The sequence below is a fragment of the Hansschlegelia zhihuaiae genome, from assembly GCF_004103825.1.
Taxonomy (GTDB): domain Bacteria; phylum Pseudomonadota; class Alphaproteobacteria; order Rhizobiales; family Methylopilaceae; genus Methylopila; species Methylopila zhihuaiae.
Map to the genome: position 1 here is coordinate 36,735 of NZ_RYFI01000021.1, position 23,875 is coordinate 60,609.

Consider the following 23,875-nt stretch of genomic DNA (forward strand, 5'->3'; position numbering starts at 1 on the left):
CGCGAACTTGTGCGCGACGGCCCATTCCCCATATCCTTCTCAACCAATGGCGGGCCGCGGAACGGCGCGCTGACGGGCTCCTGTTCCAAAAGGGACGACACAAATGTCGGACTTCCAACGCAACGCTTTCGGGCAGACGACCCTCGGTCGGACCACCGCGCAGGGCGCGGTCGTCGACCAGGGGCTCCGCTCCTATATGCTGAGCGTCTACAACTACATGTCGCTCGGCCTCGCGATCACGGGCTTCGCCGCGATCGGCGCCTTCATGCTGGCGGTCTCGTCCGAGCCGACGGGCGCGGTGGCGCGCGGCATGAATCTGACCCAGTTCGGCGTGATGCTCTACACGAGCCCGCTGAAGTGGGTGGTGCTGCTGGCGCCGCTCGGCATGGTGTTCTTCCTGTCCGCGCGCCTGCACAAGATGAGCACGGCGAGCGGTCAGATCGCCTTCTACGTCTTCGCGGCCCTGATGGGGCTCTCGCTGTCGTCGATCTTCCTCGTTTACACCGGGGCCTCGATCGGACGGGTGTTCTTCATCACCGCGGCGGCGTTCGGCGCGCTCAGCCTCTGGGGCTACACGACCAAGCGCGACCTGACGGCCATGGGCTCGTTCATGGTGATGGGCCTGTTCGGCCTCATCATCGCGAGCCTGGTGAACATCTTCCTCGCGTCGTCGATGCTGCAGTTCGTGGTGTCGGTCGCCGGCGTGCTGATCTTCGCGGGCCTCACGGCCTACGACACGCAGCGCATCAAGGAGATGTATTACGAGGGCGACGACAGCGACTCGATGGGCCGCAAGGCGATCATGGGCGCGCTGTCGCTCTACCTGAACTTCATCAACATGTTCACGATGCTGCTGTCGCTGTTCGGCAACCGCGAGTGACGTCATAGGCTCCGGCCCCGCCCGGAGATTGCGAGAGGGCCCCGGCGGCGACGCCGGGGCCTTTTTCGTTTTTGCGGTCTTCGGTTCCCGAAACCGTCATCGCCGGGCTTGACCCGGCGATCCATCCATTGGCCCAAAGGATGGATGCCCGGATCAAGTCCGGGCATGACGGCCCCGGCGCATCCGCCGACCAGGGCCGCCAGCAGCTCGAGGAGCCGCAATGGCCAAGATGATTCACTCCATGGTCCGCGTGACCGACGAGAAGCGCTCGATCGAGTTCTACGGCAAGGCCTTCGGGCTCAAGGTCGCGGACCGCTATCCGTTCGAGAGCTTCACGCTGGTCTATCTCAGGAACGAGGAGACCGGCTTCGAGCTCGAGCTCACCGTCAACGCCGGCCGCGACCGCGCTTACGACCTCGGAGACGGCTACGGCCATCTCGCGCTGTCGGTCGACGACGTCGACGCCGAGCACGAGCGCATGGTCGAGGCGGGCCTCAAGCCCAACGACGTGAAGACCATGCAGCGCGACGGGACGCCGTTCGCGCGGTTCTTCTTCATCTCCGACCCCGACGGCTACAAGATCGAGGTCCTGCAGCGCGGCGGCAGGTTCCTGTAGGGGCCGGTCGCGAACCTGACGGAAGGTCGCCGATCTCGCGCGACGCCCGGCCGGCCCGATCAGATTGAGTCAAACAATCTCAGAATCCAGCTCGCCTGATAGGCCAGCGCGACCACGACAAGCGCGACATGGAAGCGCTCGTTGCGGATGAAGGCCGCGGCCACGAAAACGGCCGCGTAGACGAGGTTCCGGGTGGGATATTCGGGCCCGAAGGAGCGGAAATACTCCCCGCCTTTCAGATAGGTGTCGACGATGTCGACGAGGAACACAGCGGCGAGCAGGCCGAAGAACCAGCCTCGTCGCGACATGAAGTAGTCGCGATACCCCGAATACTCGCCCATCTGGTCCGGGAACAGCAGTGTGCTCGTGAGGAACAACAGGCAGGCATAGAAGATTACGAAGATGTAGACCTCGAAGATCCATTTCGGCATCTCGACGAGCCGGAACTCGAACCACCAGAAGTGGATGATCGTCAGGAAGACGAAAAACACCCAGCCGAGATGAACCGGATAGATCGCCTGGCGGGACGGGTGCTGAACGAAGCGCGCGACGCCCGTGAGCAGGCGTGAGATCGCAAGGCCGACCACCATGCCGAGCACGATGCGAATGTGGAAATAGGCGTCGTGAGTCGATGCGATCGCGTTCACGGGGACCGGATGGGAGGCGGGGACGCGGGGCGACGAGGCGGCGAGCCATCTTGCCAAGCCGGGCCGCGAGGGTCAAAACGCCGCCGACTTATCACATTCGCTTCCCGAGAGGATTTCATGGCGACCCACAGGCTTCTGCTCCTGCCCGGCGACGGCATCGGCCCGGAGGTGATGGAGGAGGTGAAGCGCATCCTCGCGATCATCGAGGCGCGCGGGATCCTGTCGCTGTCGATTGACGAAGGCCTCGTGGGGGGCTGCGCCTACGACGCCCACGGCGTCGCGATCTCGGACGCCGACGTCGAGAAGGCGCAAGCAGCCGACACGGTGCTGCTCGGCGCGGTCGGCGGGCCGAAATGGGACAGCGTCGCCTACGAGCATCGCCCCGAGGCCGGCCTGCTGCGGCTCCGCAAGGATCTCGAGCTGTTCGCCAATCTTCGGCCGGCGATCTGCTACCCCGCGCTCGCCGACTCCTCCGCGCTCAAGCGCGAGCTCGTCGACGGGCTCGACCTGATGATCGTGCGCGAACTCACCGGCGGCGTCTATTTCGGCGAGCCCAAGGAGATCACGGACCTTCCGAACGGCCAGAAGCGCGCCGTCGACACCCAGGTCTACGAGACCTACGAGATCGAGCGCATCGCGAAAGTGGCGTTCGAGCTCGCGCGGGTGCGCTCGGGCCGCGTCACCTCGGCCGACAAGCGCAACGTCATGAAGTCGGGCCTGCTTTGGAACCAGGTGGTCACCGCCACCCACAAGCAGGGCTACGAGGACGTCAAGCTCGACCACATGCTGGCCGACGCGCTCGGCATGCAGCTGGTGCGCGCGCCGAAGCAGTTCGACGTGATCGTCACCGACAATCTGTTCGGCGACATCCTGTCCGACGTCGCCTCGATGCTGACCGGCTCGCTCGGCATGCTGCCCTCGGCCTCGCTCGGCGCCGAGGATGAGAACGGCCGCCGCAAGGCGCTCTACGAGCCGGTCCACGGCTCGGCGCCCGACATCGCGGGCAAGGGCGTCGCCAACCCGCTCGCCATGATCGCGAGCCTCGCAATGGCGCTCAAATATTCGCTCGGCAAGCCGGAGGTCGCCGACCTGCTCGACCGGGCGATCTCGCAGACGCTCGCCGATGGGATCAGAACCGGCGACATCCACTCGGAAGGGACGACGAAGGTCGGCACGACAGACATGGGCAAGGCGGTCGCCGAGCGCTTCGAGAAGGCGCTGACCGGCGCCTGACCCCGACATCGTCGCGACAGCCGCTTGACGGGCCGGCGGGGGGCGCCAATTCGGATCCATGACCCGGATCGCGCCTCTCGCCTGGCTCGGCGCCGCGCTCGTCGCGGCGGGCGTCGCCGCGCCGGCGGCCGCCGCCGGTCTCGACGCGTTTCGCGGGAAATCGCGGCCCGTCGTGGTGTTCGCGCCGAGCCGCGAGGCGCCCGCCGTCGCCGACCAGCTGAAGCGCCTCGCCGGCGCGCGCGAGGCGCTCACCGAACGCGAGATGCCGGTCTTCGTCGTCACGACGCGCGGCGTCACCACGCTGTCGGGCGGCCGCGCGCCCGCCACCCTCACCGCCGCGGGGCTGCGCCAAGCCTATGGCGTGAAGGACGACGCCTTCGCGATCGTGCTGGTCGGCAAGGACGGCGGCGAGAAGCTGCGCTCCGCCGAGCCGGTCGACGCCGCGAAGCTGACCGGGCTCGTCGACGAGATGCCCATGCGGAAGCAGGAGACGCGGTAACCGGTCCGCGCCGCCGTCATGCCCGGGCTTGACCCGGGCATCTATCCTCTTCGCCAAGGAGATGGATTGCCGGGTCAAGCCCGGCAATGACGACCCGAGTTGACTCAGATTGCGCCGCGGCCGCGCCTCAGCGGCTCTCGGTCGCCGACATCACGATGCGCACGAGGTCGGCGGCGTTCTTGGCGCCGAGCTTCTCCATGATGCGCGCGCGGTGGACCTCGATGGTGCGCGGGCTGATGCCGAGCAGCCGACCCGCCTCCTTGTTGGACTGACCGCCGGAGATCAGCCCCAACACTTCGCGTTCGCGCGGCGTCAACGCTTCGGCGCCCGGAAGGTCCGGCCCGTCCTCCGCCTGCGCCAAAGCGGCGGCCCGGACGCCGCTCGCATCGAGGGCGTCGCGCACGCGCCGCACGATGGTGGCGGGATCGAAGGGCTTCTCTATGAAGTCGAGCGCGCCATGCCGGATGGCGTCGACCGCCATCGGGATGTCGGCGGAGCCCGAGATCATGATGACAGGCGCGCCGCCGCCGCTGGCGTTCAGCGCCTTCAGCACATGGAGCCCGGACGAACCAGGCATCAGCACGTCGAGCAGGACGCATGCCGGTGCCCGGTCGAACCGCCGGCCGAGGAACTGGTCCCCGCTCTCGAAGGTCTCGACCAGAAACCCATCAGCGTCGAACACCGCCGAAAGCACGTCGCGGATGACCTCGTCGTCGTCCACAACGCATACCAACGCACTGTCCGTCTGCCCCGTCGGCATCGCGCCCCCACGCGCTGAGGACATACGGGATACACCCGCATAACCGGCCGACTTCTGCGCGAAGCAGGCCGACAAGGCAAGAGCGTACTTAGTCAATCGTTAATTTTCAGACGATTACGTGGCCAGAAAGACCCGATATCGCGACGATCCATCTAGGTGTGTAGTTGATTTGCATCAATAATACGGAAGGTGAAACTCAAGCCTCGGCGAGCGCCTGATCAATTTCTTGCAGGATCGCCTCTGCGGCGGCGCGCGGATCGGGCGCCGCGAGAATCGGGCGGCCGACCACGAGATGGTCGGCGCCGGCGCGGATCGCCTCGCCCGGGGTCGCGACCCGCTTCTGGTCGCCGGCGGCCGAACCCGCGGGCCGCACGCCGGGGGTCACGGCCAGGAAGGGCGGCGGCGCGACGCCGCGGACCGAGGCGAGGTCGGTCGGCGCGCAGATCACGCCGTCGACGCCACAGTCGCGCGCCTGCTTCACGCGCCGCGCGACCAGCGCCTCCGGCGTCCCGCTGAAGCCCGCCGCCGCGACGTCGGACTGGTCCCAGGAGGTCAGCACCGTGACGCCCAGCACCTTGAGCGCGCTGTCGCCGCGCCCTGCGGCCGCCGCGCGCAGCGTCTGCGGATAGGCGTGCACGGTCGTCATCGCGGCCCCGAGCCGCGCGATCTGGCGCGTCGCCTTCTCGACGGTGGCGCCGATGTCGTGGAGCTTCAGGTCGACGAACACCTTCTTGTCGGACCGCGCCAGCCGTTCGGCGAGCGTGAGGCCGCCCGCGACCGCAAGCTCGAAGCCGATCTTGTAGAACGTCACGGCGTCGCCGAGCCGCGCCACCACCGACTCAGCCTCGGTGAGGCTCGCAAGGTCGAGCCCGACGATCAGCCGGTCTCGCGGATCCCGGATCGCCGCGCCGGTCACCACAGAAGCTCCGCGGTCCGGATCAGCTTGCCCAGGACGTCGTCGAGGAAGCCGGCGGCGCGCTCATTGGCGAGCCCGCCGTCCGACCCGAAGGCCTCGGCCGCATTGCCGACCGCGACCATCTCGGGCAGCACCAGCGCGCCGAGCCCCAATTCCATCATCGTGCGGAGCTGGGTGAGGCCGCGATAGCCGCCCATCGCGCCGTTCGAGACTGCGCCGAGCGCGAACGCCCGCTCCTTGAAGGCCGGCAGCGGCGGGCGTCCCTCGACATTGACGCGGGACATCCAGTCGAACGCGTTCTTGAGCAGCGGCGAGAAGCTGGCGTTGTATTCCGGGCTCGCCACGAACGCGCCCTGGTGCTCGAAGAACAGCTCCACGAGGCTCCGCGCCGGCGCCGGTATTCCGTCGCGCGCCATCAGGTCGGCGTCGAACAGCGGCAGCGGATAGTCCTTCAGCGAGACATGCGTCGGCCGCGCTCCGGCCGCCGCGAGCCGGGCCGCGACCGCGGCCGCGAGCTTCTCGTTGATCGAGCCGGTGCGGATCGATCCAGCGAACACGACGATCCTGGGCGCCGCCATGACGTCTCCGGTAGGAATGAGGTCGGACGAAAACTAAACGAGCTTAACCCGCGGCGTCACGCCCTGGATGGCGTCAGTGCTCGCGTGCGGCGACGAACCGCGCCGCGCCGCGCAGCGGTTCGGCCTCGGGGCCGAAGCGGCCGAGCGCCTCGAGCGCCGTCGCGGTCAAGGCGTCGAGCCGGGCGCGCGCGCCGCCGACGCCGAGCATGCCGACCAGCGTCGCCTTGCCGGCGGCCGCGTCCTTGCCGGTCGCCTTGCCGACGGCGTCGGCCGCGCCTTCGGCGTCGAGCAGGTCGTCGGCGATCTGGAACGCGGCCCCGAGCGCGCGGGCGTAGGCCGCAATCGCGGCGCGATCGCCGCCGCCTGCGCGGCCGAGGATCGCGCCCATCTCGGCCGAGGCCTCGATCAGCGCGCCGGTCTTCATCGCCTGCAGCCTCAGCACCTCGGCCTCGCCGAGCCGCTCGGGGCCGTCCTCACGGAACCGGCCCTCGGCCGCGAGATCGAGCATCTGGCCGCCCGCCATGCCGCCGGGCCCTGCAGCGCGGGCGAGAACCAGGACGAGCTCGGCCCGCACGGCCGGATCGGGATCGGTCGCGGGATCGGCGAGCGTCGCGAAGGCGAGCGCCTGCAGCGCGTCGCCCGCCAGGATCGCGGTCGCCTCGTCGAAGGCGCGGTGGACGGTCGGCCGGCCGCGGCGCAGATCGTCGTCGTCCATCGCCGGCAGGTCGTCATGCACGAGGCTGTAGCCGTGGACGCACTCGACCGCGAGCGCGGCCCTCAGCGGTTCTTCGCCCTCGGCGCCGAACAGCCGCGCGACGGCGGTCAGCAGCGCGGGCCGCAGCCGCTTGCCGCCGCCCAGCGTCGCGTGCCGCATGGCGGCGAGGAGGCGTGCCGGGCGCGCGATCTCGCCGGGCTCCGGACGCTCCGAAAGCAGCGCCTCGAGGCCGGCCTCGACGCGCGCCGCGACCTCCGCGATGTGTTGCTCGAATCCGATCGTCGGCATGGATTGGTCCGCGACTGACGGACTAGGCGCCCGCGAACGCCCCGTGCCCGAAGCTCACGGCTGCGTCAAGCGCGCCGGGCGCGGGCGCGGAGCTGTCGACCTTCAAGTGGCGCGGCCTCCCCTCCATTCGCTTCAATCATGACGGGCGCGCGTGGCGTTCGGGCGCGCCGCTCTGCTAGATTGCCCGCGGGGAATTCGGCGCGAGGATCGATGGCGAGTTACGCGCGGACTGCGGCGTCGACCGCACGGCTGCTTCGGCCGCGACGGTCGGGCTTCGGGATCGCGATCTACGTCCTCGGCGCGCTGGCCGCGCTGCCCTTCGTGCTCACGCTCGTCTATGCTGTGGTCCCGCCGGTCTCGACGCTGATGCTCGCCCGCTGGGCGACCGCGCGGCCCGTGACGCGGATCTGGACGCCGCTCGACCAGATCGCCCCGACGCTGCCGCGCGCGGTTCTGGTCTCCGAGGACGCGCTGTTCTGCCGGCACTCCGGCGTCGACTGGGGGGCGATCCGGACCGTGATGAAGGAGGGCGAAGCCGACGGGCCGGGGCGCGGCGCCTCGACCATCGCCATGCAGGTCGCCAAGAACCTCTTCCTCTGGCAAGGGGCGGCCTATCTCCGCAAGCCGATCGAGATCGTGCTGGCCCACTGGATCGATCTGGTCTGGCCGAAGCGCCGCGTCATGGAGGTCTATCTCAACGTCGCCGAATGGGGCCCGGACGGAACCTTCGGGGCGGAGGCGGGCGCAAGGCGCGCCTTCAAACGCGGCGCCGGCCGGCTCGACGCCCGCCAGGCCGCGCTGATGGCGGCGGCGCTGCCGAACCCGATCCTGCGCAATCCGGCCCGCCCCAACGCCCGCGCCCGGTCCCGTGCGGCCGTCATCGCGAGCCGCGCCCGCGCCGCGGGGAGCCTTGCGGCCTGCCTGAAGTGAGGCTTTGCGTCATCGCGGAGTCACGTTGGCGCTGGCGTCCGGACGTCGATGCCGCTATAAGCCCGCCCAAACGGCGGGGCCCTTGGTCCGCGCCAGGAATTTTGCGTGCCGTCTAGCGGCCGCGCCTACGATCGACGGAGTTTGATAGACCAATGGCCGTTCCGAAGCGAAAGACCTCCCCCTCGAAGCGCGGCATGCGCCGCTCGGCCGACGCGCTCAAATCCCCGACCTATGTCGAGGACAAGGATTCGGGCGAGCTGCGCCGCCCGCATCATCTGGACCTCAAGACCGGCATGTATCGCGGCCGCCAGATCCTGTCGCCGAAGTCCGACGCCTGATCCAGGGCCTGGTCTCGATCCGGGCCTGATCCTGAGCACAAAAAAGCCGGCTCCCGCGAGCCGGCTTTTTTGCTTCTGGCTTCACGGAACCCAAAGTCATCCCGAAAACCGCCAACGCCGTCATTCCGGGCTTGTCCCGGAATCCATTGTCGCCGGCCGCGGCGCATCTGGCGTCCTCGGTGGCGATGGATTCCGGCGCTTCGGCCGGGGATGACGGTCACGCTCTAAGCCAAGCGGATACGCCTGAACTGTGTCATGCCCAGACGTGATGACTTGATCCGGGCGTCCATCGACTTCGTGAATGAGCCTTCGGCAAGTGATGGATCGGCGGGGCAGACCCGGCGATGGCGATTCATCCTGCCCGGATCGCGCCCGACGCCGCCTCAGGCCTCGCCGCGCGGGCGCTTGGGCTTCTCGCGGCGGCGCCCGTAGAGCGCGACCGCCTCTTCGATGGAGCCGCGGCGGCGCGAGCGGGTCTGCTCGAGGCCGAGCGCGGTGGCGACGAGCTGCGCGACCAGCGGCGCGTGGGGCTTCGGGGCGCAGCCGAAGGGCGCGGCCGAAGCGGTTTCGGGCTCGCGGTCGCTTGCGCGGCGGCCCCTGGCCCGGCCCCGGAAGCGCGCCCGCGGCTCGGCCTGGAGCCCGGGGGCGGCGTCGGGCTGTTCGACGGCGGCGTCCGTCTGCTGTGTTCGATCGGCGACGCGCCGCGCCCGCGCCCGTCGCTCGGGGCGCTCGCCCGAAATCGTCGGGGCAATGGGCGGCAGCATCATCATCGTGGTAAAAAGCCCCTCAAAGTCACGATCCGATCACTAATTATGCAACTGAACATCCATTAACCAAGTAATCGCGGCTCCAGACCGCATTCCTCTGGACATAAATTCTAGAAGGGTTTTGGCTAGAGTCCAGACGAACGATTCGTTTTTCCCGTCCGCCGGACTCCGCATGGCCCAACCGCTGCCGACGACGATCGACCGCTCTGAGGCCGGCGTCGGCGCGCCGCTCGAGGAGGTGCTCGCCGCGGTCGGCGAGGCCGCCTATGTCTGGGACGTCGCGAGCGATCGGCTGGACTGGACCGACAACGCCCAGGCCGTGCTCGGGCTGCAGCCCGGCGTGCGGATCGACACGGCGACGCGCTTCGCCGCGCTGTTCGACCCGGAGGCGCTGACGACCCGGCGAGAGGCGGTGCTGGGATCGCAGAAGCTGGACAAGGGCGAGGGCGTCGCGTTCGAGGTCGAGTATCCGCTGATGCGCGGCGCCCGCACAGCGCGGCTCTGGATCGAGGATCGCGGGCGCTGGCATGCGGGCCCGGACGGGCGGCCCGCCCGGGTGCTGGGCGTCGTGCGCCGCCTCGGCCCGCGCCACGAGGCCGCCGAGCGGGCGGCCTCGCTCGCCCGTTTCGATCCGCTCACCGGTCAGCTTTCGCGGCCGCGCCTGATCGAGGTCGCGGGCGCGGCGCTTGCGGCCGGGGCGCGCCTGCAGACGCCGACCGCCTTCGCGCTGGCGGGCGTCACCAATCTCGGGGCGATCAACGAATCCTACGGCTTCGACGTCGGCGACCTGGTGATCGTTGAGGTCTCGCGGCGGCTGCGCGGCGCGATGCGCGGCGGCGACACGCTCGGCCGGTTCTCAACCTCGACCTTCGGCATGGTGCTGCAGGAATGCGACCGCGGGGACCTCGAGGTCGCGGCCAGGCGCCTCGCCAGCGCGGTCCACGACCAACCGATAGCGACGGCCGCCGGGCCGGTCGCGGTCCGGATCGCAGTCGGGGCGGTGGTCGCCCCGCGCCACGCCCGCGACGTCGAGGAGCTCGTCGCCCGCGCCCGGCTCGCGCTCGCCCGCGCCTCCGCCGGCACGCCGGGCTCGACGTGGATCTATGCGCCGGACCCAGGACGCGAGGCCGCGCGCCGCGCCAACATGAAGCTCGCCGAGGATCTCGTCTCGGCGCTCAACGAGCGGCGCATGCGCCTCGCCTTCCAGCCGGTGCTGCGGGCGGGCTCGGGCGAGACCTGCTGGAGCGAGGCGCTGGCGCGCGTGGTCTCGGCCGACGGCACGGTGGTCTCGGGCGGCCCTCTCGCCCGCGCGGCCGAGGAGGTCGGGTTGATCCACATGCTCGACCGCCGGGTGCTCGACCTCGCGGTCGCCCATCTCGCCGAGCGGCCGGACGAGCGCGTCGCCGTCAACGTCTCGGCCGCCACCACGGCGGACGACGCCTGGACGGAGGCGCTGCTCGCCTGGCTGTCGCTCAGGCCCGACGTCGCCGAGCGCCTGATGGTCGAGATCACCGAGACCGCGGCGATCGCCGATCTCGGCGTGACGGGGCGGTTCGTGCGCACGCTCAGGGGATGGGGCGTCAAGGTCGCGATCGACGATTTCGGCACCGGCCACACCTCGTTCAAGGCGCTGCGCGAGCTCGGCGTCGACATCGTCAAGATCGACGGCTCCTTCGTGCGCGACGTCGAGACCTCGCCTGAGTCGGGGGCGTTCGTCCGGGCGCTGATCGCGCTCGCCCGCGAGCTCGGGCTCGAGACCGTCGCCGAGCAGGTCGAGACCCGGGGCGCGGCCGAACTCCTCACCGCCTGGGGCGCGACTTATCTTCAGGGCGAGTTTCTGGCGGCGCCGCAGCTCGCCTGAACGCGGGCCGCTCGCGCTCACGCGTCCGGGACGCTGCGCCGCTTGACGAATGCGGCCCGCAGCCGATTTCTCCCGCCTCCGAGGGCCGCATCGCGAGCCCGCCTGCGAGCGAGACATGGTCAAGCGAGACGCATCGCCGCGCGAGGTCCGACGCCTTCACGGCGCGCGCGGGGCGAGCGACCCCCGTGGCGCCGCCGTCGACCGGACGACCGACGGGCAGGCGGGCGCCAAGGTCAAGGTCACGCCGCCGAAGACGGCGCCAGGGGCGTGCGGGGCTTCATGAGCGCGGGCTCGACGATGCGCGTGCTCATCGTTGAGGACGAGGTCGTCGTCGCGGCCGAGATCGAGGTCCTGGTGGCGGAGGCCGGCATGGCGGCGGTCGGCGTCGCGATCGACTGCGACGAGGCGCTCGAGATGCTGGAGCGGGAGCGGCCGGACCTGGTGCTGCTCGACGTCCATCTCTCCGACGGCCCGACGGGCGTCGAGATCGCGCGCAGGGCCGCGGCGACGCATGGGACCGCGGTGCTGTTCATGACCGCAAACCGCAGGCGACTGCCCGAGGACTTTGCGGGCGGGGTCGGCACGGTCGCGAAACCCTACACGGAATGGGGCATGCGGGCGGCGCTGCGCTTCGTCTCTGATTGCCTGAAGGCCGGCGAGGCGACGCGCCCCGCGCCCTCGAGCCTCGAACTCGCGCCTGCCTTCATCCGCCGCTGGCGCGTGCCCGAGGTCGGGCACATGACGCATTGAAGCCTGTTATTCGGCCGCGTCGCGGCCGCCCTCGCGGGCTCCGAAGCGCCGGGCGACATAGTCCTCGACCATCGTCTTGAAGTCCTCGACGAGGGTCGGGCCGCGCAGCGTCGCGACCTTCTTGCCGTCGATGAAGACCGGCGCGGTCGGCGCCTCGCCGGTGCCGGGCAGCGAGATGCCGATGTCGGCGTGCTTGGACTCGCCCGGCCCGTTCACGATGCAGCCCATCACCGCGACGTTGAGCGCCTCGGCGCCCGGATAGAGCGCCTTCCACTGCGGCATGCGCGCGACGATGTGGTTCTGGACGTCGCGGGCGAGCTCCTGGAACACCGTCGAGGTGGTGCGCCCGCAGCCCGGGCAGGCCGCGACCAGCGGCACGAAGGTGCGGAAGCCCATGGTCTGCAGGATCTCCTGCGCGACCTTGACTTCGAGCGTCCGGTCGCCGCCGGGCTCGGGCGTCAGCGAGACGCGGATCGTGTCGCCGATCCCCTGCTGCAGCAGCACGCCCATCGCGGCCGAGGAGGCGACGATGCCCTTCGAGCCCATGCCGGCCTCGGTCAGCCCGAGATGGAGAGCATAATCGGCGCGGCGCGAAAGCTCGGCGTACACCGCGATCAGGTCCTGCACCGCCGACACCTTGGCCGACAGGATGATTTTTTCCCGCGGCAAGCCGAGCTCTTCCGCACGCCCGGCCGACAATAGGACGGAGCGGATCAGCGCCTCGCGGGTGACCTCGCGGGCGTCCTTCGGGGCGGCCGAGGCCGCGTTCTGGTCCATCAGGCGGGTCAGCAGCTCGCCGTCGAGCGAGCCCCAATTGCCGCCGATCCTGACCGCCTTGCCGTTCTTCGCCGCGATCTCGACGATCTGGGCGAACTGTCGGTCCTTCTTCGCGCCGAAGCCGACATTGCCGGGATTGATGCGGTACTTGGCGAGCGCCTCGGCGCAGGCCGGGTGCTCGGCGAGCAACGTGTGGCCGATGTAATGGAAGTCGCCGACGAGCGGGACCTCGACGCCGCGCCCCGCGAGCTGGTCGCGGATGTGTGGCACGGCGGCCGCGGCCGCGGCGCGGTCGACGGTGATGCGGACGAGCTCCGACCCGGCCCGCGCCAACGCCGCGACCTGCGCGACCGTCGCGGCGACGTCGGCGGTGTCGGTGTTGGTCATCGACTGCACCACGATCGGCGCGCCGCCGCCGACCGTCACGCCGCCGACCGCGACGGCGCGCGAGGCGCGCCGCCCGGAGAGCGCCGACGGACAGTCCATGGCTTCGAATGACCCGATTGCTTCGACGGATGCAGTCATGACGGCCTCGCTGAGGCCGCCCGACAATGCGCGCATTCGCCCGACACTTCGATGACCGGCGCCCGCGGCCGGAAGTCGGAGCTTCGCGCGAGCGCGTCGAGCGCCTCGGAGAAATCCGCGGAGGCGGCCTCGCCGACGGCCCCGCAGCGTTCGCAGATCAGGAACACGACCGGGCCGTCCGCGTCGGCCGCATGGTCGTGGCTGCAGGCCACATAGGCGTTGCGGCTTTCGATGCGGTGGGCGAGGCCGTGGGCGAGCAGGAAGTCGAGCGCCCGGTAGACCGTGATCGGCGCGGGCGGCTTGCCTCCCTTCTCGGACAGCCGGCCGATCACGTCATAGGCGCCGGCCGGCGCATGGTCGGCGGCGAGCGCTTCCAGCACGCGGCGGCGGATCTCGGTCAGGCGCGCGCCGCGCGCGGCGCAGAGCGCCTCGGCGCGCTCGATCACGGCGCCGGCGCAGGCGCCGTGATCGTGCCCGGGCGCCGCGAAGGACGGCAGGCTCATGTCATGCGGGCGGGCTTCGCTCATCGGCGATCCCTTAGCACATGCGCGCCCTCGCGCGAACGCGACGCCTCGCAGGACGGGGCGCCGAAAAGCGAAGGGCGCGTCGACCAGCCGGCCGGCGCGCCCTCAAGAACTCGCGGGCTTCCGCCCGCCGGATCACATGCTCTTCTTCGACGATTTCTTCGAAGCCGACTTCTTGGTCGTCTTGGAGCTCTTGGCCGGCTTGTCGCTCTTCATCTCGCCGCCGCCCGAGCTCGAGCTCTTGGCCGCCGGGGCGCCCGGGTTCTGCGGGTTGGCGGGATCCGCGAGGTTACCGGCGTTGCCGCTGTTGGCCGCCGATTGCGCGCCAGCCACAGCGACCGACCCGAGGATCATCGTCGCGGACAGCGCCGCAGCCTCCAGAAGCCTCACAGTCATGAAATCCTCCTTGCGAGCTTTTGCGCAGACGTCTCTTAGGAAACCCGTCTCATCCGCGATCGTTCCGTAAGACCATCGGATAGTCGGGGCGGACGGAGTCCCGCAGAAGCGTGCTGCGTGCTTCGAGGCGCCGTCCTGTCGGACGGCTCCTCAGCATGAGGGGCGTTCTGTGCTTTGGCGTCCTCCACCCTCCTCATGCTGAGGAGCCCGCGTCTTCGCGGGCGCCCCGAAGCACGCAGGGTCCGTGGATCGCCGAGGCAGGTTCTGGACGCGCCCTCGAGGGCCGTGCGAAACAGGTGGCGAAACGAAGCGGCGTCGAGAGGCTCGACGCCGCTTCGTCCCACGGCTCCGATCGGGAATGGCGAGACCGGAGCCCACCCGGCGGCCGAGGAAAGCTTGCTGCGAAACATGTCGCGCGACTTCCACGGCTCTCAGCCAAGATTTAGTCTCGGGCTTTTGGCCAATCAAACGGATTCGCTTCTTGTTCGTCTCTAATTTGAACAGATCTTTATCGGTGGTTAATCGGATATTATTTCGATCCTCGTGAACTGCCCGGATCATCCGTCGCCTGGGCTGCGGCCGCGCAGCCGATCAGCCCGGCGATAGGCGACAGGACCACGAGGGTCGCGACCGCGCTCAGCCGCTCGCCATGCGGCGGCTTCGCCTCGAAGCACGAGCGGAACCGGGCGGCGTCGAGGCGGTCGAGAAGGCGCGGCGCGACCCCGCCGCAGAGATGGACGCCGCCCCAGGCGCCGAAGGTCAGCGCCACGTCGCCGCAGAAGCGCGCCAGCATGTCGAGGAACGCGTCGACGGTCGCGGCGGCGCGCGCGCCGCCCGAACCGGCGCTGGCCACGACCTCGCCGGGCTGAAGGCCCGGCTCCGTCTCCCCGTCGATCGCCGCAAACGCGTCATGGAGGCGGGCGAGGCCCGGCCCGGACAGGACGTCCTCGGCCGAGACCCGGCCGCGCGCCTTCCGGATGACCTCGAAGGCCGCGGCCTCGCGGGGCGTCACGGCGGCGAACTCGACATGGCCGCCTTCGCCCGCGAGCGCCCGCCAGCCGTTCCCCTCCGGCAGCAGCGCTGCGACCCCGAGGCCGGTGCCCGGCCCGACCGCGGCCTTCACCCCGGCGCGGGGACGCGCACCGCCGATCCGCCTCGTCTCGTCGGGTTCGAGATGCGGCAGGCAGAGCGCCTGGGCGGCGAAGTCGTTCAGCAGCGTCACTTGCGCAAAGCCGAAGCGCCGCCGGAGGCTCCCGGCGTCGATCGTCCAGTTCGGGCGGTTGGTGATGCGGGCGCGGCCGCCGTCGACGGGACCTGCGACCGCGAAGACCGCGCGATCCGGCCGCGCGCCGGCCTTGCCCAGATAGGCCGCGACCGCGTCCTCGAAGGTCGCGTGCGCGTCGCCCTCTTCGATCCCGACGCCTCCGGGGCGCAGGCCGTCGCCCTCCAGGAGGCCGAACCGGCCATGCGTTCCCCCGATGTCGGCGACCAGCAGCGTCACGTCAGAGATCGACGAGCCGCACGCGCTTCAGCTTCACAAAGCCGCGCACCGTCTCCTCGAAGACGCGGGCGGCCTCGCAGGCGGCGTGGGAGGCGGCGGCCTCCTCGCTTGCGTAGAGCGCGGAAGTGAGGAAGAAGCCCGGCGCCGACGGATCCTCCGCGATCGCGACGCCCCGGCAGGCCGGATCGCCGCGCTCGACCGCGGTGGCGTTGGCGAGCGCGGCCGCCCGGAAGGCGGAAGCGTGCTTGGGCTCGACCTCGAAAACGGTGGCGACGAGCTTCATCGCCCGCGAGATAGTGCGGGCGCGGCGCCCGCCCATCCTTTTCGCCGCGCCGCAACAGGAGAAACGATGCCGCCGGACGGCTTTCCCGATCTCGATCTCGATCTCGTGCCGCGCGTGCTGCATCGGGACGGGTTGGTGCTGGTGATCGACAAACCCGCCGGGCTGCCGGTGCATGCCGGCCCGAAGGGCGGCGCGAATCTCGAACAGCTGTTTTCGCAACTGCGCTTCGGGCTGCCGCGCGATCCCGCTCTCGCCCACCGGCTCGACAAGGACACCAGCGGCTGCCTCGCGCTCGGCCGCCACCGCAAGGCGCTCGCGAAACTCGGCAAGCTGTTCTCGTCGGGACGGGTCGGCAAAACTTACTGGGCGGTCGTGCGGGGCGAGCCGCAGGCCGAGGGCGGACGCATCGAGGCGGCGCTCGCCAAGCGCGACCCGGCGCGCGGCTGGTGGATGGCGGTCGACCCCGCGGGCCTGCCCTCGGTGACCGACTGGCGGGTGATGGCGCGCGGCGGCGGGCTCGCCTGGATCGAGTTCACGCCGCTCACCGGCCGCACCCATCAGATCCGCGCGCACGCCGCCCATATCGGCCTGCCGCTGCTCGGCGACCCGATCTATGGCCGCGAACCGGTCGGCGGCGCCCGGCTGCACCTGCACGCCCGCGCGCTGTCGCTGCCGATGAAGCAGGGCGCGGACCCGATCGCCGTCACGGCGCCGCTTCCCGCACACATCTCAGCGACCTTCGCGGCGATGGGCTGGACGGCCGGGAGCTGAACTTACGCCAGGAGGCGCGGCGCGCTATACCCGCGGTGCCGCAACCGAACCGACGAGGGTGCTGACCGCTCCATGGCCCGGTGTCTCGTGCTCCTCAATCCACGGTCGGGCACGCTCAAGGACCTCAAGGAGCAGTCCGGCGCCGAAAGCCCCGCGGCGCGGATCGAGCGCGCCTTCGCGGCCGCGGGCAAGCAGGTCGACGTCCGCATGGTTCCGCCGCGCGATCTCGGCTCCGTGCTCGAAGAGGTCGGCCGCGACCGGGACCATGACGAGATCATCGTGGGTGGCGGGGACGGCTCGCTGTCACGCTCGCTCGGGCGCCTGCTCGCGACCGAAAAGACCTTCGGCGTGCTGCCCTTCGGCACCATGAACCTGCTCGCCCGCGACCTCGGCGTGCCGCAGGAGATCGACGAGGCGATCGCGGCGCTCGCGACGGCCGAGCCCGCGCGGATCGACCTCGCCACGATCAACGGACGGCCGTTCCATTCGATCTCGGGGCTCGGCTTCTTCGCCCAGATGGCGCGCGCCCGCGAGGCCGCGCGGGGCCTGAAGGGGCTCGGCCGCTACGCCGGCTTCGCCTATGCGGCGTTCCGGGCGTTCTTCCGCTCGGGCCGATCGCGCTACCGCCTGGTGATCGACGGCGCGCCCATCAAGGTCGACGCCACCGCGGTGCTCGTGACCAACAACGCCTTCGGCGAAGACGGCTGGCGGCGTCCCCGCCTCGACGCGGGAGAGATCGAGGTGATCGTCGCGCATGCCGGCGGCTGGCGCGAGCGCTTCCGGCTCGGCGTCGACGTGATCCGCGGAGGGTGGCGCGGCAACCCGCTGGTCGAGTCGTTCCGCGCGACCTCGGTCCTGGTGGAGAAGGGCCGCCGCACGCGCGTCTGGGTCGCGACCGACGGCGAGCTCACCCGCGAGCGCTGCCCGGTCGCCTATGAGGCGCTGCCGGCCGCCGCGCTGATGCTGCGGCCGGCCCCGCTTGCGCCGGAAGCCGCCGAGCCCCGGCGGCTTGAAGAGGCGCTGAATCACGACCGTCATGCCCGGCCTTCAGCCGGGCATCCATCTCCTTCCCAAAAGGATGGATCGCCGGGCCAAGCCCGGCGATGACGTCTTATCCTGGCCGGATCGCACTCAATCCTTGTACGAAATCCGCCAGATCGCGCCGCTGAGGTCGTCCGAGACCAGCAGCGAGCCGTCGAGCGCGACCGCGACGTCGACCGGGCGGCCGAGATAGCGGCCGGTCTTGTCGTCGAGCCAACCGTCGGCGAACACCTCTGCCTTGTCGGCCGAGCCATCGGCCTTGAGGGTGACGAACATGATGCGCGCGCCGACCGGCTTCTTGCGGTTCCACGAGCCGTGTTCGGCCACGAAGATCCCACCGCGATATTTCTCCGGGAACTGCTCGCCCGTGTAGAAGCGCATGCCGAGATCGGCGGCGTGGGCCGCGAACTCGATCTCGGGCTTCACGGCGTCGGCCGGCGGCTGCTCGCCTTGGTACTCCTTGGTGCGGACCATCCCGCCGCCATACCAGGGAAAGCCGAAATTCTGGCCCGCCTTGGTGGCGCGGTTGAGCTCGCCGGGCGGGATGTCGTCGCCCATGCCGTCGACCTGGTTGTCGGTGAACCAGAGCTCGCCGTTCTTCGGGTTGAACGCGAGCCCGACCGAGTTGCGGACGCCGAGCGCGAACACCTCGCGATTCTTGCCGTCGCGGTCCATGCGGATGATCCCCGACATGCCCTGCTCGTCATAGAGCGGCAGCTTGTCCTTGGGCGGCACGTTGAAGGGCTGGCCGAGAGGGATGTAGAGCTTGTCGTCGGGCCCCACGACGCAGGCGCGGGCACCGTGGTTGAAGCTCTCCTCGGCCTTCGGGATCAGCTGCTCGGCGATGACCTCGACGGCGACGTCCGGGCTCTCGTAGAAGAACTCCGCGGCGGGGAACAGCAGCACCCGATTGTGCTCAGCCATGTAGAGGAAGCCGTCCGGGGTGAAGCACATCCCGTTGGGGTTCGACTTTTTGATCGACGGTGCGAACTCCTTGACCTCGTCGGCGACGTCGTCGCCGTCGCGGTCGGTCACGGCCCAGGCCTTGGTCTTGCGGGTGCCGACGAACACCACGCCGACATTGGTCCCGACCGCCATGTGGCGGGCGTCCGGGACGATCGCGTAGAGCTCGACCTTGAAGCCGTCCGGGACCTTGATCTTCGGGGCGATCGCCCGGAGGTTCTCGGCCTTCTTGCCGCCCTGCTCGACCTGCGGGATCTCGCCGGGCGCGCCCGTCGACTGGAACTGGCCGAGCTTCTTGAGGGTGTCGTCGGCGAAGGCGGGCGCGGAAGCCGCGCACATTATGGCGACGGCCGCGGCCCCGAAGCGCGAAGCGAGCATGGTCAATCCTCCCTGACGTCAGGCTCTGACGGCCTGTCGCAGCGAGACTGCCGTCATGGCGTCCGGGGGACAAGCCCGTTTCGGGAGGGCCGCTTCGCAGGGGAGGAACCAGGCGCCGCCGTCGCGGATCCTCCTCCGCATCGCGGAGGAGGGGGACCATGGCGATAGCCATGGTGGAGGAGGCGCGGCCGACGGCCACTGAGGCCGCCTATCTAAGGCCGCGCCGGCCTTACGCCTCGCAGTGCCGGATCAGCGCCCGCACGAAGCGCTCGCATTTCGAAAGCTGGTCGATCTCGACGAACTCGTCGGGCTTGTGGGCCTCGCCGATCGAGCCGGGCCCGCACACGACGGTGGGGATTCCTGCGGTCGAGACGAACAGCCCCGCCTCGGTGCCATACGCGACCTTGGCGTGGTCGTTGCGGCCGGCCAGGCGCTTGGCGAGCGTCACGATCTCGGCCTCGGGCTCCATGGCGAGCCCCGGGATTTCCGAGACCTGCTCGCAGGTGATCGCCGAACGCGCGTCCCGCGCGCGCATCTCGGCCTCGACCTCGGCCGCCGCCGCCCGAACCTCGTCCATCAGCGCCTCGATGTCGTCCTCGGCGATGGTGCGAAATTCGAGGTCGAGGCTCGCCTCCGCCGGCACCACGTTGACGGCCGAGCCGCCATGGAACACGCCGACGTGGGCGGTAGAGTGCGGCACGTCGTACAGCGCGTCGCGGGGCCCATGCTCGGCGAGGCGGGCGGCGATCGCGCTGGTCGCGACCACTAGCCTGGCGGCGTATTCGACGGCGTTGACGCAGTCCGGCGCGCGGGACGAGTGGCCGCCGACCCCACAGGCGCAGATCCGCATGGTCTTCTTGGCCTTGTGGCCGATCACGACCTGCATGGAGGTGGGCTCGCCCACGATGCAGCCGGCCGGCTTCACGGGCCGCTTGACGAGCTCGGCGATCATCTCGCGCACGCCGAGGCAGCCGACCTCCTCGTCATAGGAGAAGGCGAGGTGCATCGGGACACGGAGGTCGGCGGCCGCCATCTCGGGCGCGAGCGCGAGGCAGACCGCCAGAAACCCCTTCATGTCGCAGGCGCCGCGGCCATAGAGCCGCCCGTCCTTCTCGGTCAGCGAGAACGGGTCCGTGGTCCAGTCCTGCCCGTCGACGGGCACCACGTCGGTATGGCCGGACAGCACGAAGCCCGCGCGCTCCGCCGGCCCGACCGTGGCGAACAAATTGGCCTTGAGTCCCTCGGCGGCCGTGCTCCGCTCGCAGATGAAGCCGAGGCCGAGGAGATAGGCCTCGACATGGTCGATCAGCCCGAGATTCGAGTTGCGGCTCGTGGTGTCGAAGCCGACGAGGCGGGCGAGGTGCTCGATGGTCGCGTCTGACGCCATGGGGTCCGGAGGTCGCCGAAGGGGAGGAGTCGACCGACCCTAGAGCAGGCGGCCGCCGATCTGAACCCTCGGGCCCGTGCGCGGAACGACGCTGGCCACGCGGCGTTCGACGCCAAGACACGCAAATAGAACGGCGCGCAAGGGAGGAAGCGCATGGCGAACGCCTATCCGATCGGCTCGACCGTCAGCTGGTCCTGGGGCAAGGGCAAGGCCGAGGGCAAAGTCGCGGAGGTCTTCAAGAAGCGCGTCCAGCGCACCATCAAGGGCGCCAGAATCTCGCGCCGCGCCAGCGAGCAGAACCCCGCCTATCTGGTCGAGCAAAGCGACGGCGGGCGGGCGCTCAAGTCGCATTCCGAGCTGGAGAAGGCTTCCTGAAAACCGCCGACCTTCGGCTGGGTGGCCGCCGGAGGCCCGCGGCCTAGTTGCATGGCTAAAGCGCAACAAAGCCGCGCCCAAGACAAGCGGCCCGCCCCAGGGACCCATGCAAGGCCTGCTTCGCGTCCTCCTGCCGCTCGCCTTCCTGGCGGCCGCTGTGTTCGCCCCCGCCGCCTCGGCCCAGGAGCCCACGGCGGCGCCGTCCGCCGGACAGGCCGCGAAGGCGCCGCCGGGCGACGTCGACGCGCTGATCCGCATCCTCGAGGACGACCGGGCGCGCGCGGCGCTGATCGATCGGCTGCGCGCCGCGGCGTCTCCCGAGTCCGCCGCGCCCCCGAAGGCTGAGAAGTCCGCAGGCGACGGCCCGGCCGCAGCGCCCACCGAAGCGGCGGCGGCGGACGCCGCCAAATCCGCCGAGGGCACAGCCGAGCCCACCTTCGCGCGCCGGGCGGCGGAATACACCCGCGGGGTCGCGGAGCGCGCCGCGGCGTTCGCGGCCGCGAGCGCCGCGCTCGCGGGCGACCTCACCAGCATCGTGACGGGCGCCGAAGGCGGCAAGGGTTTCGACTGGGGCCGGCTGATCGCGGTCGCGGCCACCATCGGCGTCACGTTCGGCGCGTTCTTCGGGCTGAGGGCGCTCGGCATCCCGTTCTACCGCTGGATCGGCCGCAAGGCCGCGACCGCCGAGCTCGGCGGCCGCATAGGCCTCGTGGCCGCGAGCGTCGCGGTCGACGCCCTGATGATCGTGATCGCCTGGGGCGCGGGCTACGTCTTCGCCCTGCAGTTCGGCGAAACCGGCGTCATGAACATCCAGCAGACGCTCTATCTCAACGCCTTCTTCGCCATCGAGCTGGTCAAGGTCACCCTGCGCGCGCTGTTCTCGCCGGCGCAGCCGACCCTGCGCGCCCTGCCGATCGCCGACGAGGCCGCGGCCTACTGGTATTTCTGGCTGAGCCGGATCGTCTCGACGCTCGGCTACACCTTCCTGTTCGTGGCGCCGATCGTGGCGGCCGCGGTGACGCCCGGAGCCGCGCAGGCGGTGCGGGTGGTGGTCGCCTTCGCGACGCTGATGATGGCGATCGCCATCGTCCTGCAGAACCGCGCGCAGGTCCGCGCCACGCTCGCCCACAAGACCGAGGCGACCGGCAGTGACGCGCTCTCGGCCTTCTACGCTTTCCTCGCGCGCTTCTGGCATCTCGCGGCGCTGGTCTGGCTTGTCGCGCTGTTCGTCGTCTGGCTCGCCAACCCGACCGAAGCCCTGCCCTTCATGGCGCGCGCCACCGCCCAGACGCTCGCCGCCATGGCGCTCGGGGCGCTCGTCACGGCCTTCATCTCGCGGCTGATCTCGGGCGGTCTGCACGTGCCGGACAGCGTCAAGCAACGCCTGCCGCTGCTCGAACGCCGGCTCAACGCGTTCATCCCCGCGATCCTCAAGGTCGTCCGGGTCGTCGTGCTGCTCGTCGTGTTGCTCGCGATCGCGCAGAGCTGGGCGCTGTTCGACGTGCTGGGCTGGCTCGGCACCGAGGTCGGGGCGCGGGTCGCGTCCTCGACGCTCACCGCCGGCGTCATCGTGCTGGTCGGCCTCGCGCTCTATGTCGCGATGTCGTCCTGGGTCGAATACCGGCTCAATCCGGAGTTCGGCCATGTGCCGAACGCGCGCGAGAAGACCCTGCTGACCCTGTTCCGCAACGCCTTCTCGATCGCGATCGCCGTGCTGGTCGCGATGCTGGCGCTCGCCGAGCTCGGCGTGAACATCGCCCCGCTGCTCGCCGGCGCGGGCGTGCTCGGTCTCGCGGTCGGCTTCGGCGCGCAGAGCCTCGTGAAGGACATCATCACCGGCCTGTTCATCCAGTTCGAAAACGCGATGAACACGGGCGACAACGTCAAGGTGGCGGGCGTGCAGGGCACGGTCGAGAACCTGACGATCCGCTCCGTCGGCATCCGCGCGCTCGACGGGACCTATCACCTGATCCCGTTCTCCTCGGTCGACGCCGTCTCCAACACGACGCGGATCTTCAGCTATCACATGGCGCAGATCGGGGTCGCGTACCGGGAGTCGATCCCGGAGGTGAAGCGGGCGATGCAGGACGCCTTCGACCGTCTGAAGGAGACCGAGCACGGCCCGCACATCATCGGCCCATTCGACATGCAAGGCCTGACCGAGTTCGGCGACAGCGCCATCACGGTCCGGGCCCGCATCAAGACCGAGCCCGGCAAGCAGTGGGCGATCGGCCGCGCCTACAACGAGATCGTGAAGGAGATCTTCGACGAGCGCGGCATCGAGATGCCGTTCCCTCACGTCACCCTCTACATGGGCGAGGACAAGGACGGCAAAGCCCCGCCGCTTCGGGTGAGCGGCGACGGCGGCTCGCCGCTGGTCGCGGTCGAGGCCGCGCGGCCGCGGTCAAAACCCTCGCCCAAGACCGTCGGCGGCGCGACGCCCGCCGAGCGGGTCGAGGCGCTGGACGGGCCAGGCGACGACGAGGACGGCCCGGCCAACTGATCGTCAATCATAACCCGCAGGCGTGCGGCCGGCGCGGGCGCGCCTTGCGCGAGAGTCTCGCCAAGCCCCCGATTTTTCGTGCTAGCCTACCGCCGTCGGGGCGGACCGGCCGCGGATGTGCGGCCGGCTGACGGCCCGCGACGCGAGGAGTCGGGGCCTCAAGCGATGACCGCCGCGTCGTCACGTGTTCCAGCCGAGGACGCGGGCGCAGCCGTGCGCCAGACAGCGCGCGCGCTCGAGCTGCAGGAGACGCTCGTCGCCGAGGCGCCGGTCATCCTGTGGTCCGCCACGCCCGACGGCGAGACCGAGTTCGTCAGCGCGCGCTGGACGGAGCTCACCGGCGCGCCCCCCTATGAAGGCTGGGCAGACGCGATCCACCCGGACGACGTCGAAGAGCTGCTCGCGCGCTGGAGAGCCGCGATCGCCGCGGCTGAGCCGTACGAGAACGAGCACCGCATCCGCATGCGCGACGGCGCGTGGCGGCGGTTCCTGTGCCGCGCGCGGCCGATCCGCGACGCTCAGGACGTGATCGTGCGCTGGGCCGGATCGATGACCGACATCGAGGATCTCGCGCGCGACGCCGACGCGGCGGACGCCGAGGGCGCGATGCTCGCCGAGCTGGTCGAGGCCCGCACCATCGACCTCGCCGAAGCCGAGCGGCGGGGGGGGGGCG

At 70.4% G+C, this 23,875-nt stretch carries 26 protein-coding genes; 13 read left to right on the forward strand and 13 right to left on the reverse strand.

Going from position 1 to position 23,875, the window contains the following annotated elements:
• Window positions 1-103 precede the first annotated feature (103 nt).
• A complete protein-coding gene (locus EK403_RS18435; RefSeq protein WP_128778930.1) occupies window positions 104-880 on the forward strand; it encodes a Bax inhibitor-1/YccA family protein in 777 nt (258 codons plus the stop codon).
• A 220-nt stretch (window positions 881-1,100) separates the two neighbouring features.
• The gene (locus EK403_RS18445; protein ID WP_128778932.1) at window positions 1,101-1,496 is read left to right on the forward strand and encodes a VOC family protein; all 396 of its coding nucleotides are present in this window, start codon (window positions 1,101-1,103) and stop codon (window positions 1,494-1,496) included.
• A 59-nt stretch (window positions 1,497-1,555) separates the two neighbouring features.
• Here the strand turns inward: EK403_RS18445 and EK403_RS18450 are convergent, their stop codons facing one another.
• On the reverse strand, window positions 1,556-2,086 hold the full coding sequence (locus tag EK403_RS18450) for a hypothetical protein (protein ID WP_128778972.1): 531 nt from the start codon (window positions 2,084-2,086) through the stop codon (window positions 1,556-1,558).
• 174 nt (window positions 2,087-2,260) lie between these two features.
• Between EK403_RS18450 and leuB the strand changes: the two genes are divergently transcribed.
• Window positions 2,261-3,376, forward strand: a complete 1,116-nt coding sequence (gene leuB, locus EK403_RS18455; RefSeq protein ID WP_128778933.1) for a 3-isopropylmalate dehydrogenase — start codon at window positions 2,261-2,263, stop codon at window positions 3,374-3,376.
• A gap of 58 nt (window positions 3,377-3,434) precedes the next feature.
• Window positions 3,435-3,875 (forward strand): DUF4174 domain-containing protein, encoded by a 441-nt coding sequence (locus EK403_RS18460; RefSeq protein WP_128778934.1) that lies wholly within the window; start codon window positions 3,435-3,437, stop codon window positions 3,873-3,875.
• A 127-nt stretch (window positions 3,876-4,002) separates the two neighbouring features.
• Here the strand turns inward: EK403_RS18460 and EK403_RS18465 are convergent, their stop codons facing one another.
• The 4 genes from EK403_RS18465 to EK403_RS18480 all read right to left on the reverse strand — a co-directional run bounded on the left by EK403_RS18465 (window position 4,003) and on the right by EK403_RS18480 (window position 7,132).
• Entirely contained in the window at window positions 4,003-4,635 is a 633-nt protein-coding gene (locus tag EK403_RS18465) for a response regulator transcription factor (protein ID WP_128778935.1), read from the reverse strand.
• 196 nt (window positions 4,636-4,831) lie between these two features.
• Entirely contained in the window at window positions 4,832-5,551 is a 720-nt protein-coding gene (gene pyrF / locus EK403_RS18470; RefSeq protein WP_128778936.1) for an orotidine-5'-phosphate decarboxylase, read from the reverse strand.
• Window positions 5,548-6,129 carry an NADPH-dependent FMN reductase gene (locus tag EK403_RS18475; protein ID WP_128778937.1) on the reverse strand — a complete coding sequence of 194 codons (582 nt, stop codon included), beginning with the start codon at window positions 6,127-6,129 and terminating at the stop codon, window positions 5,548-5,550. The genes pyrF and EK403_RS18475 overlap by 4 nt, the downstream gene beginning before the upstream one ends.
• A 73-nt stretch (window positions 6,130-6,202) precedes the next feature.
• The gene (locus EK403_RS18480) at window positions 6,203-7,132 is read right to left on the reverse strand and encodes a polyprenyl synthetase family protein (RefSeq protein ID WP_128778938.1); all 930 of its coding nucleotides are present in this window, start codon (window positions 7,130-7,132) and stop codon (window positions 6,203-6,205) included.
• A gap of 210 nt (window positions 7,133-7,342) precedes the next feature.
• Here EK403_RS18480 and mtgA point away from each other — a divergent pair, with 210 nt between their 5' ends.
• Window positions 7,343-8,062 (forward strand): monofunctional biosynthetic peptidoglycan transglycosylase, encoded by a 720-nt coding sequence (gene mtgA / locus EK403_RS18485; RefSeq protein ID WP_128778939.1) that lies wholly within the window; start codon window positions 7,343-7,345, stop codon window positions 8,060-8,062.
• Between the two features lie 152 nt (window positions 8,063-8,214).
• Complete coding sequence (gene rpmF, locus EK403_RS18490) at window positions 8,215-8,400, forward strand: 50S ribosomal protein L32 (protein WP_128778940.1); 186 nt, start codon at window positions 8,215-8,217, stop codon at window positions 8,398-8,400.
• A 383-nt stretch (window positions 8,401-8,783) separates the two neighbouring features.
• Here rpmF and EK403_RS18495 read toward each other — a convergent pair whose 3' ends face one another.
• Entirely contained in the window at window positions 8,784-9,170 is a 387-nt protein-coding gene (locus EK403_RS18495) for a hypothetical protein (RefSeq protein ID WP_128778941.1), read from the reverse strand.
• A 169-nt stretch (window positions 9,171-9,339) separates the two neighbouring features.
• On the opposite strand from EK403_RS18495, the gene EK403_RS18500 reads away from it, so the two are divergent.
• Entirely contained in the window at window positions 9,340-11,028 is a 1,689-nt protein-coding gene (locus tag EK403_RS18500; RefSeq protein WP_128778942.1) for a bifunctional diguanylate cyclase/phosphodiesterase, read from the forward strand.
• A gap of 297 nt (window positions 11,029-11,325) precedes the next feature.
• On the forward strand, window positions 11,326-11,778 hold the full coding sequence (locus EK403_RS18505) for a response regulator (RefSeq protein ID WP_128778973.1): 453 nt from the start codon (window positions 11,326-11,328) through the stop codon (window positions 11,776-11,778).
• Window positions 11,779-11,784: 6 nt separating this feature from the next.
• Here EK403_RS18505 and ispG read toward each other — a convergent pair whose 3' ends face one another.
• The 5 genes from ispG to EK403_RS18530 all read right to left on the reverse strand — a co-directional run bounded on the left by ispG (window position 11,785) and on the right by EK403_RS18530 (window position 15,820).
• Window positions 11,785-13,041, reverse strand: coding sequence for a flavodoxin-dependent (E)-4-hydroxy-3-methylbut-2-enyl-diphosphate synthase (gene ispG / locus EK403_RS18510; protein ID WP_245479794.1), 1,257 nt, complete (start codon window positions 13,039-13,041; stop codon window positions 11,785-11,787).
• A gap of 35 nt (window positions 13,042-13,076) precedes the next feature.
• A complete protein-coding gene (locus tag EK403_RS18515) occupies window positions 13,077-13,607 on the reverse strand; it encodes a Fur family transcriptional regulator (protein WP_128778944.1) in 531 nt (176 codons plus the stop codon).
• A gap of 132 nt (window positions 13,608-13,739) precedes the next feature.
• Window positions 13,740-14,000 carry a hypothetical protein gene (locus EK403_RS18520; protein ID WP_128778945.1) on the reverse strand — a complete coding sequence of 87 codons (261 nt, stop codon included), beginning with the start codon at window positions 13,998-14,000 and terminating at the stop codon, window positions 13,740-13,742.
• Between the two features lie 529 nt (window positions 14,001-14,529).
• Window positions 14,530-15,501 (reverse strand): glucokinase, encoded by a 972-nt coding sequence (locus tag EK403_RS18525; RefSeq protein ID WP_164919670.1) that lies wholly within the window; start codon window positions 15,499-15,501, stop codon window positions 14,530-14,532.
• A gap of 1 nt (window position 15,502) precedes the next feature.
• Window positions 15,503-15,820, reverse strand: a complete 318-nt coding sequence (locus tag EK403_RS18530; RefSeq protein ID WP_245479792.1) for an antibiotic biosynthesis monooxygenase — start codon at window positions 15,818-15,820, stop codon at window positions 15,503-15,505.
• A 30-nt stretch (window positions 15,821-15,850) separates the two neighbouring features.
• Between EK403_RS18530 and EK403_RS18535 the strand changes: the two genes are divergently transcribed.
• Window positions 15,851-16,555: an RluA family pseudouridine synthase gene (locus EK403_RS18535; RefSeq protein ID WP_128778947.1), complete on the forward strand. Its 705-nt coding sequence runs from the start codon at window positions 15,851-15,853 to the stop codon at window positions 16,553-16,555.
• A 72-nt stretch (window positions 16,556-16,627) separates the two neighbouring features.
• Complete coding sequence (locus EK403_RS18540; RefSeq protein WP_128778948.1) at window positions 16,628-17,662, forward strand: diacylglycerol/lipid kinase family protein; 1,035 nt, start codon at window positions 16,628-16,630, stop codon at window positions 17,660-17,662.
• A 24-nt stretch (window positions 17,663-17,686) separates the two neighbouring features.
• Here EK403_RS18540 and EK403_RS18545 read toward each other — a convergent pair whose 3' ends face one another.
• Both EK403_RS18545 and argE read right to left on the reverse strand, forming a co-directional pair.
• A complete protein-coding gene (locus tag EK403_RS18545; protein ID WP_128778949.1) occupies window positions 17,687-18,937 on the reverse strand; it encodes a PQQ-dependent sugar dehydrogenase in 1,251 nt (416 codons plus the stop codon).
• Between the two features lie 229 nt (window positions 18,938-19,166).
• Window positions 19,167-20,324, reverse strand: coding sequence for an acetylornithine deacetylase (gene argE / locus EK403_RS18550; protein WP_128778950.1), 1,158 nt, complete (start codon window positions 20,322-20,324; stop codon window positions 19,167-19,169).
• A 153-nt stretch (window positions 20,325-20,477) separates the two neighbouring features.
• Here argE and EK403_RS18555 point away from each other — a divergent pair, with 153 nt between their 5' ends.
• From EK403_RS18555 to EK403_RS18565, 3 genes are all read left to right on the forward strand, one after another.
• Entirely contained in the window at window positions 20,478-20,699 is a 222-nt protein-coding gene (locus tag EK403_RS18555; protein ID WP_128778951.1) for a hypervirulence associated TUDOR domain-containing protein, read from the forward strand.
• A 106-nt stretch (window positions 20,700-20,805) separates the two neighbouring features.
• Entirely contained in the window at window positions 20,806-23,202 is a 2,397-nt protein-coding gene (locus tag EK403_RS18560) for a mechanosensitive ion channel domain-containing protein (protein ID WP_128778952.1), read from the forward strand.
• Between the two features lie 165 nt (window positions 23,203-23,367).
• Window positions 23,368-23,875, forward strand: a 508-nt coding sequence (locus EK403_RS18565; RefSeq protein ID WP_128778975.1) for a PAS domain-containing protein, incomplete at its 3' end; no start/stop codon positions are given.

Excerpts from the sequence above, each read along its gene's own strand:
- leuB (WP_128778933.1), top strand. The coding sequence starts at position 2,261 with ATGGCGACCCACAGGCTTCTGCTCCTGCCCGGCGACGGCATCGGCCCG.
- EK403_RS18450 (WP_128778972.1), bottom strand. The coding sequence starts at position 2,086 with ATGGTGGTCGGCCTTGCGATCTCACGCCTGCTCACGGGCGTCGCGCGC.
- EK403_RS18480 (WP_128778938.1), bottom strand. The coding sequence starts at position 7,132 with ATGCCGACGATCGGATTCGAGCAACACATCGCGGAGGTCGCGGCGCGC.
- EK403_RS18460 (WP_128778934.1), top strand. The coding sequence starts at position 3,435 with ATGACCCGGATCGCGCCTCTCGCCTGGCTCGGCGCCGCGCTCGTCGCG.
- argE (WP_128778950.1), bottom strand. The coding sequence starts at position 20,324 with ATGGCGTCAGACGCGACCATCGAGCACCTCGCCCGCCTCGTCGGCTTC.
- EK403_RS18445 (WP_128778932.1), top strand. The coding sequence starts at position 1,101 with ATGGCCAAGATGATTCACTCCATGGTCCGCGTGACCGACGAGAAGCGC.
- EK403_RS18540 (WP_128778948.1), top strand. The coding sequence starts at position 16,628 with ATGGCCCGGTGTCTCGTGCTCCTCAATCCACGGTCGGGCACGCTCAAG.
- EK403_RS18535 (WP_128778947.1), top strand. The coding sequence starts at position 15,851 with ATGCCGCCGGACGGCTTTCCCGATCTCGATCTCGATCTCGTGCCGCGC.
- EK403_RS18560 (WP_128778952.1), top strand. The coding sequence starts at position 20,806 with ATGCAAGGCCTGCTTCGCGTCCTCCTGCCGCTCGCCTTCCTGGCGGCC.
- rpmF (WP_128778940.1), top strand. The coding sequence starts at position 8,215 with ATGGCCGTTCCGAAGCGAAAGACCTCCCCCTCGAAGCGCGGCATGCGC.
- EK403_RS18500 (WP_128778942.1), top strand. The coding sequence starts at position 9,340 with ATGGCCCAACCGCTGCCGACGACGATCGACCGCTCTGAGGCCGGCGTC.
- mtgA (WP_128778939.1), top strand. The coding sequence starts at position 7,343 with ATGGCGAGTTACGCGCGGACTGCGGCGTCGACCGCACGGCTGCTTCGG.
- EK403_RS18530 (WP_245479792.1), bottom strand. The coding sequence starts at position 15,820 with ATGGGCGGGCGCCGCGCCCGCACTATCTCGCGGGCGATGAAGCTCGTC.
- EK403_RS18515 (WP_128778944.1), bottom strand. The coding sequence starts at position 13,607 with ATGAGCGAAGCCCGCCCGCATGACATGAGCCTGCCGTCCTTCGCGGCG.
- EK403_RS18505 (WP_128778973.1), top strand. The coding sequence starts at position 11,326 with ATGCGCGTGCTCATCGTTGAGGACGAGGTCGTCGTCGCGGCCGAGATC.
- EK403_RS18475 (WP_128778937.1), bottom strand. The coding sequence starts at position 6,129 with ATGGCGGCGCCCAGGATCGTCGTGTTCGCTGGATCGATCCGCACCGGC.
- EK403_RS18520 (WP_128778945.1), bottom strand. The coding sequence starts at position 14,000 with ATGACTGTGAGGCTTCTGGAGGCTGCGGCGCTGTCCGCGACGATGATC.
- EK403_RS18555 (WP_128778951.1), top strand. The coding sequence starts at position 20,478 with ATGGCGAACGCCTATCCGATCGGCTCGACCGTCAGCTGGTCCTGGGGC.
- EK403_RS18545 (WP_128778949.1), bottom strand. The coding sequence starts at position 18,937 with ATGCTCGCTTCGCGCTTCGGGGCCGCGGCCGTCGCCATAATGTGCGCG.
- EK403_RS18495 (WP_128778941.1), bottom strand. The coding sequence starts at position 9,170 with ATGATGATGCTGCCGCCCATTGCCCCGACGATTTCGGGCGAGCGCCCC.
- EK403_RS18435 (WP_128778930.1), top strand. The coding sequence starts at position 104 with ATGTCGGACTTCCAACGCAACGCTTTCGGGCAGACGACCCTCGGTCGG.
- EK403_RS18465 (WP_128778935.1), bottom strand. The coding sequence starts at position 4,635 with ATGCCGACGGGGCAGACGGACAGTGCGTTGGTATGCGTTGTGGACGAC.
- ispG (WP_245479794.1), bottom strand. The coding sequence starts at position 13,041 with ATGGACTGTCCGTCGGCGCTCTCCGGGCGGCGCGCCTCGCGCGCCGTC.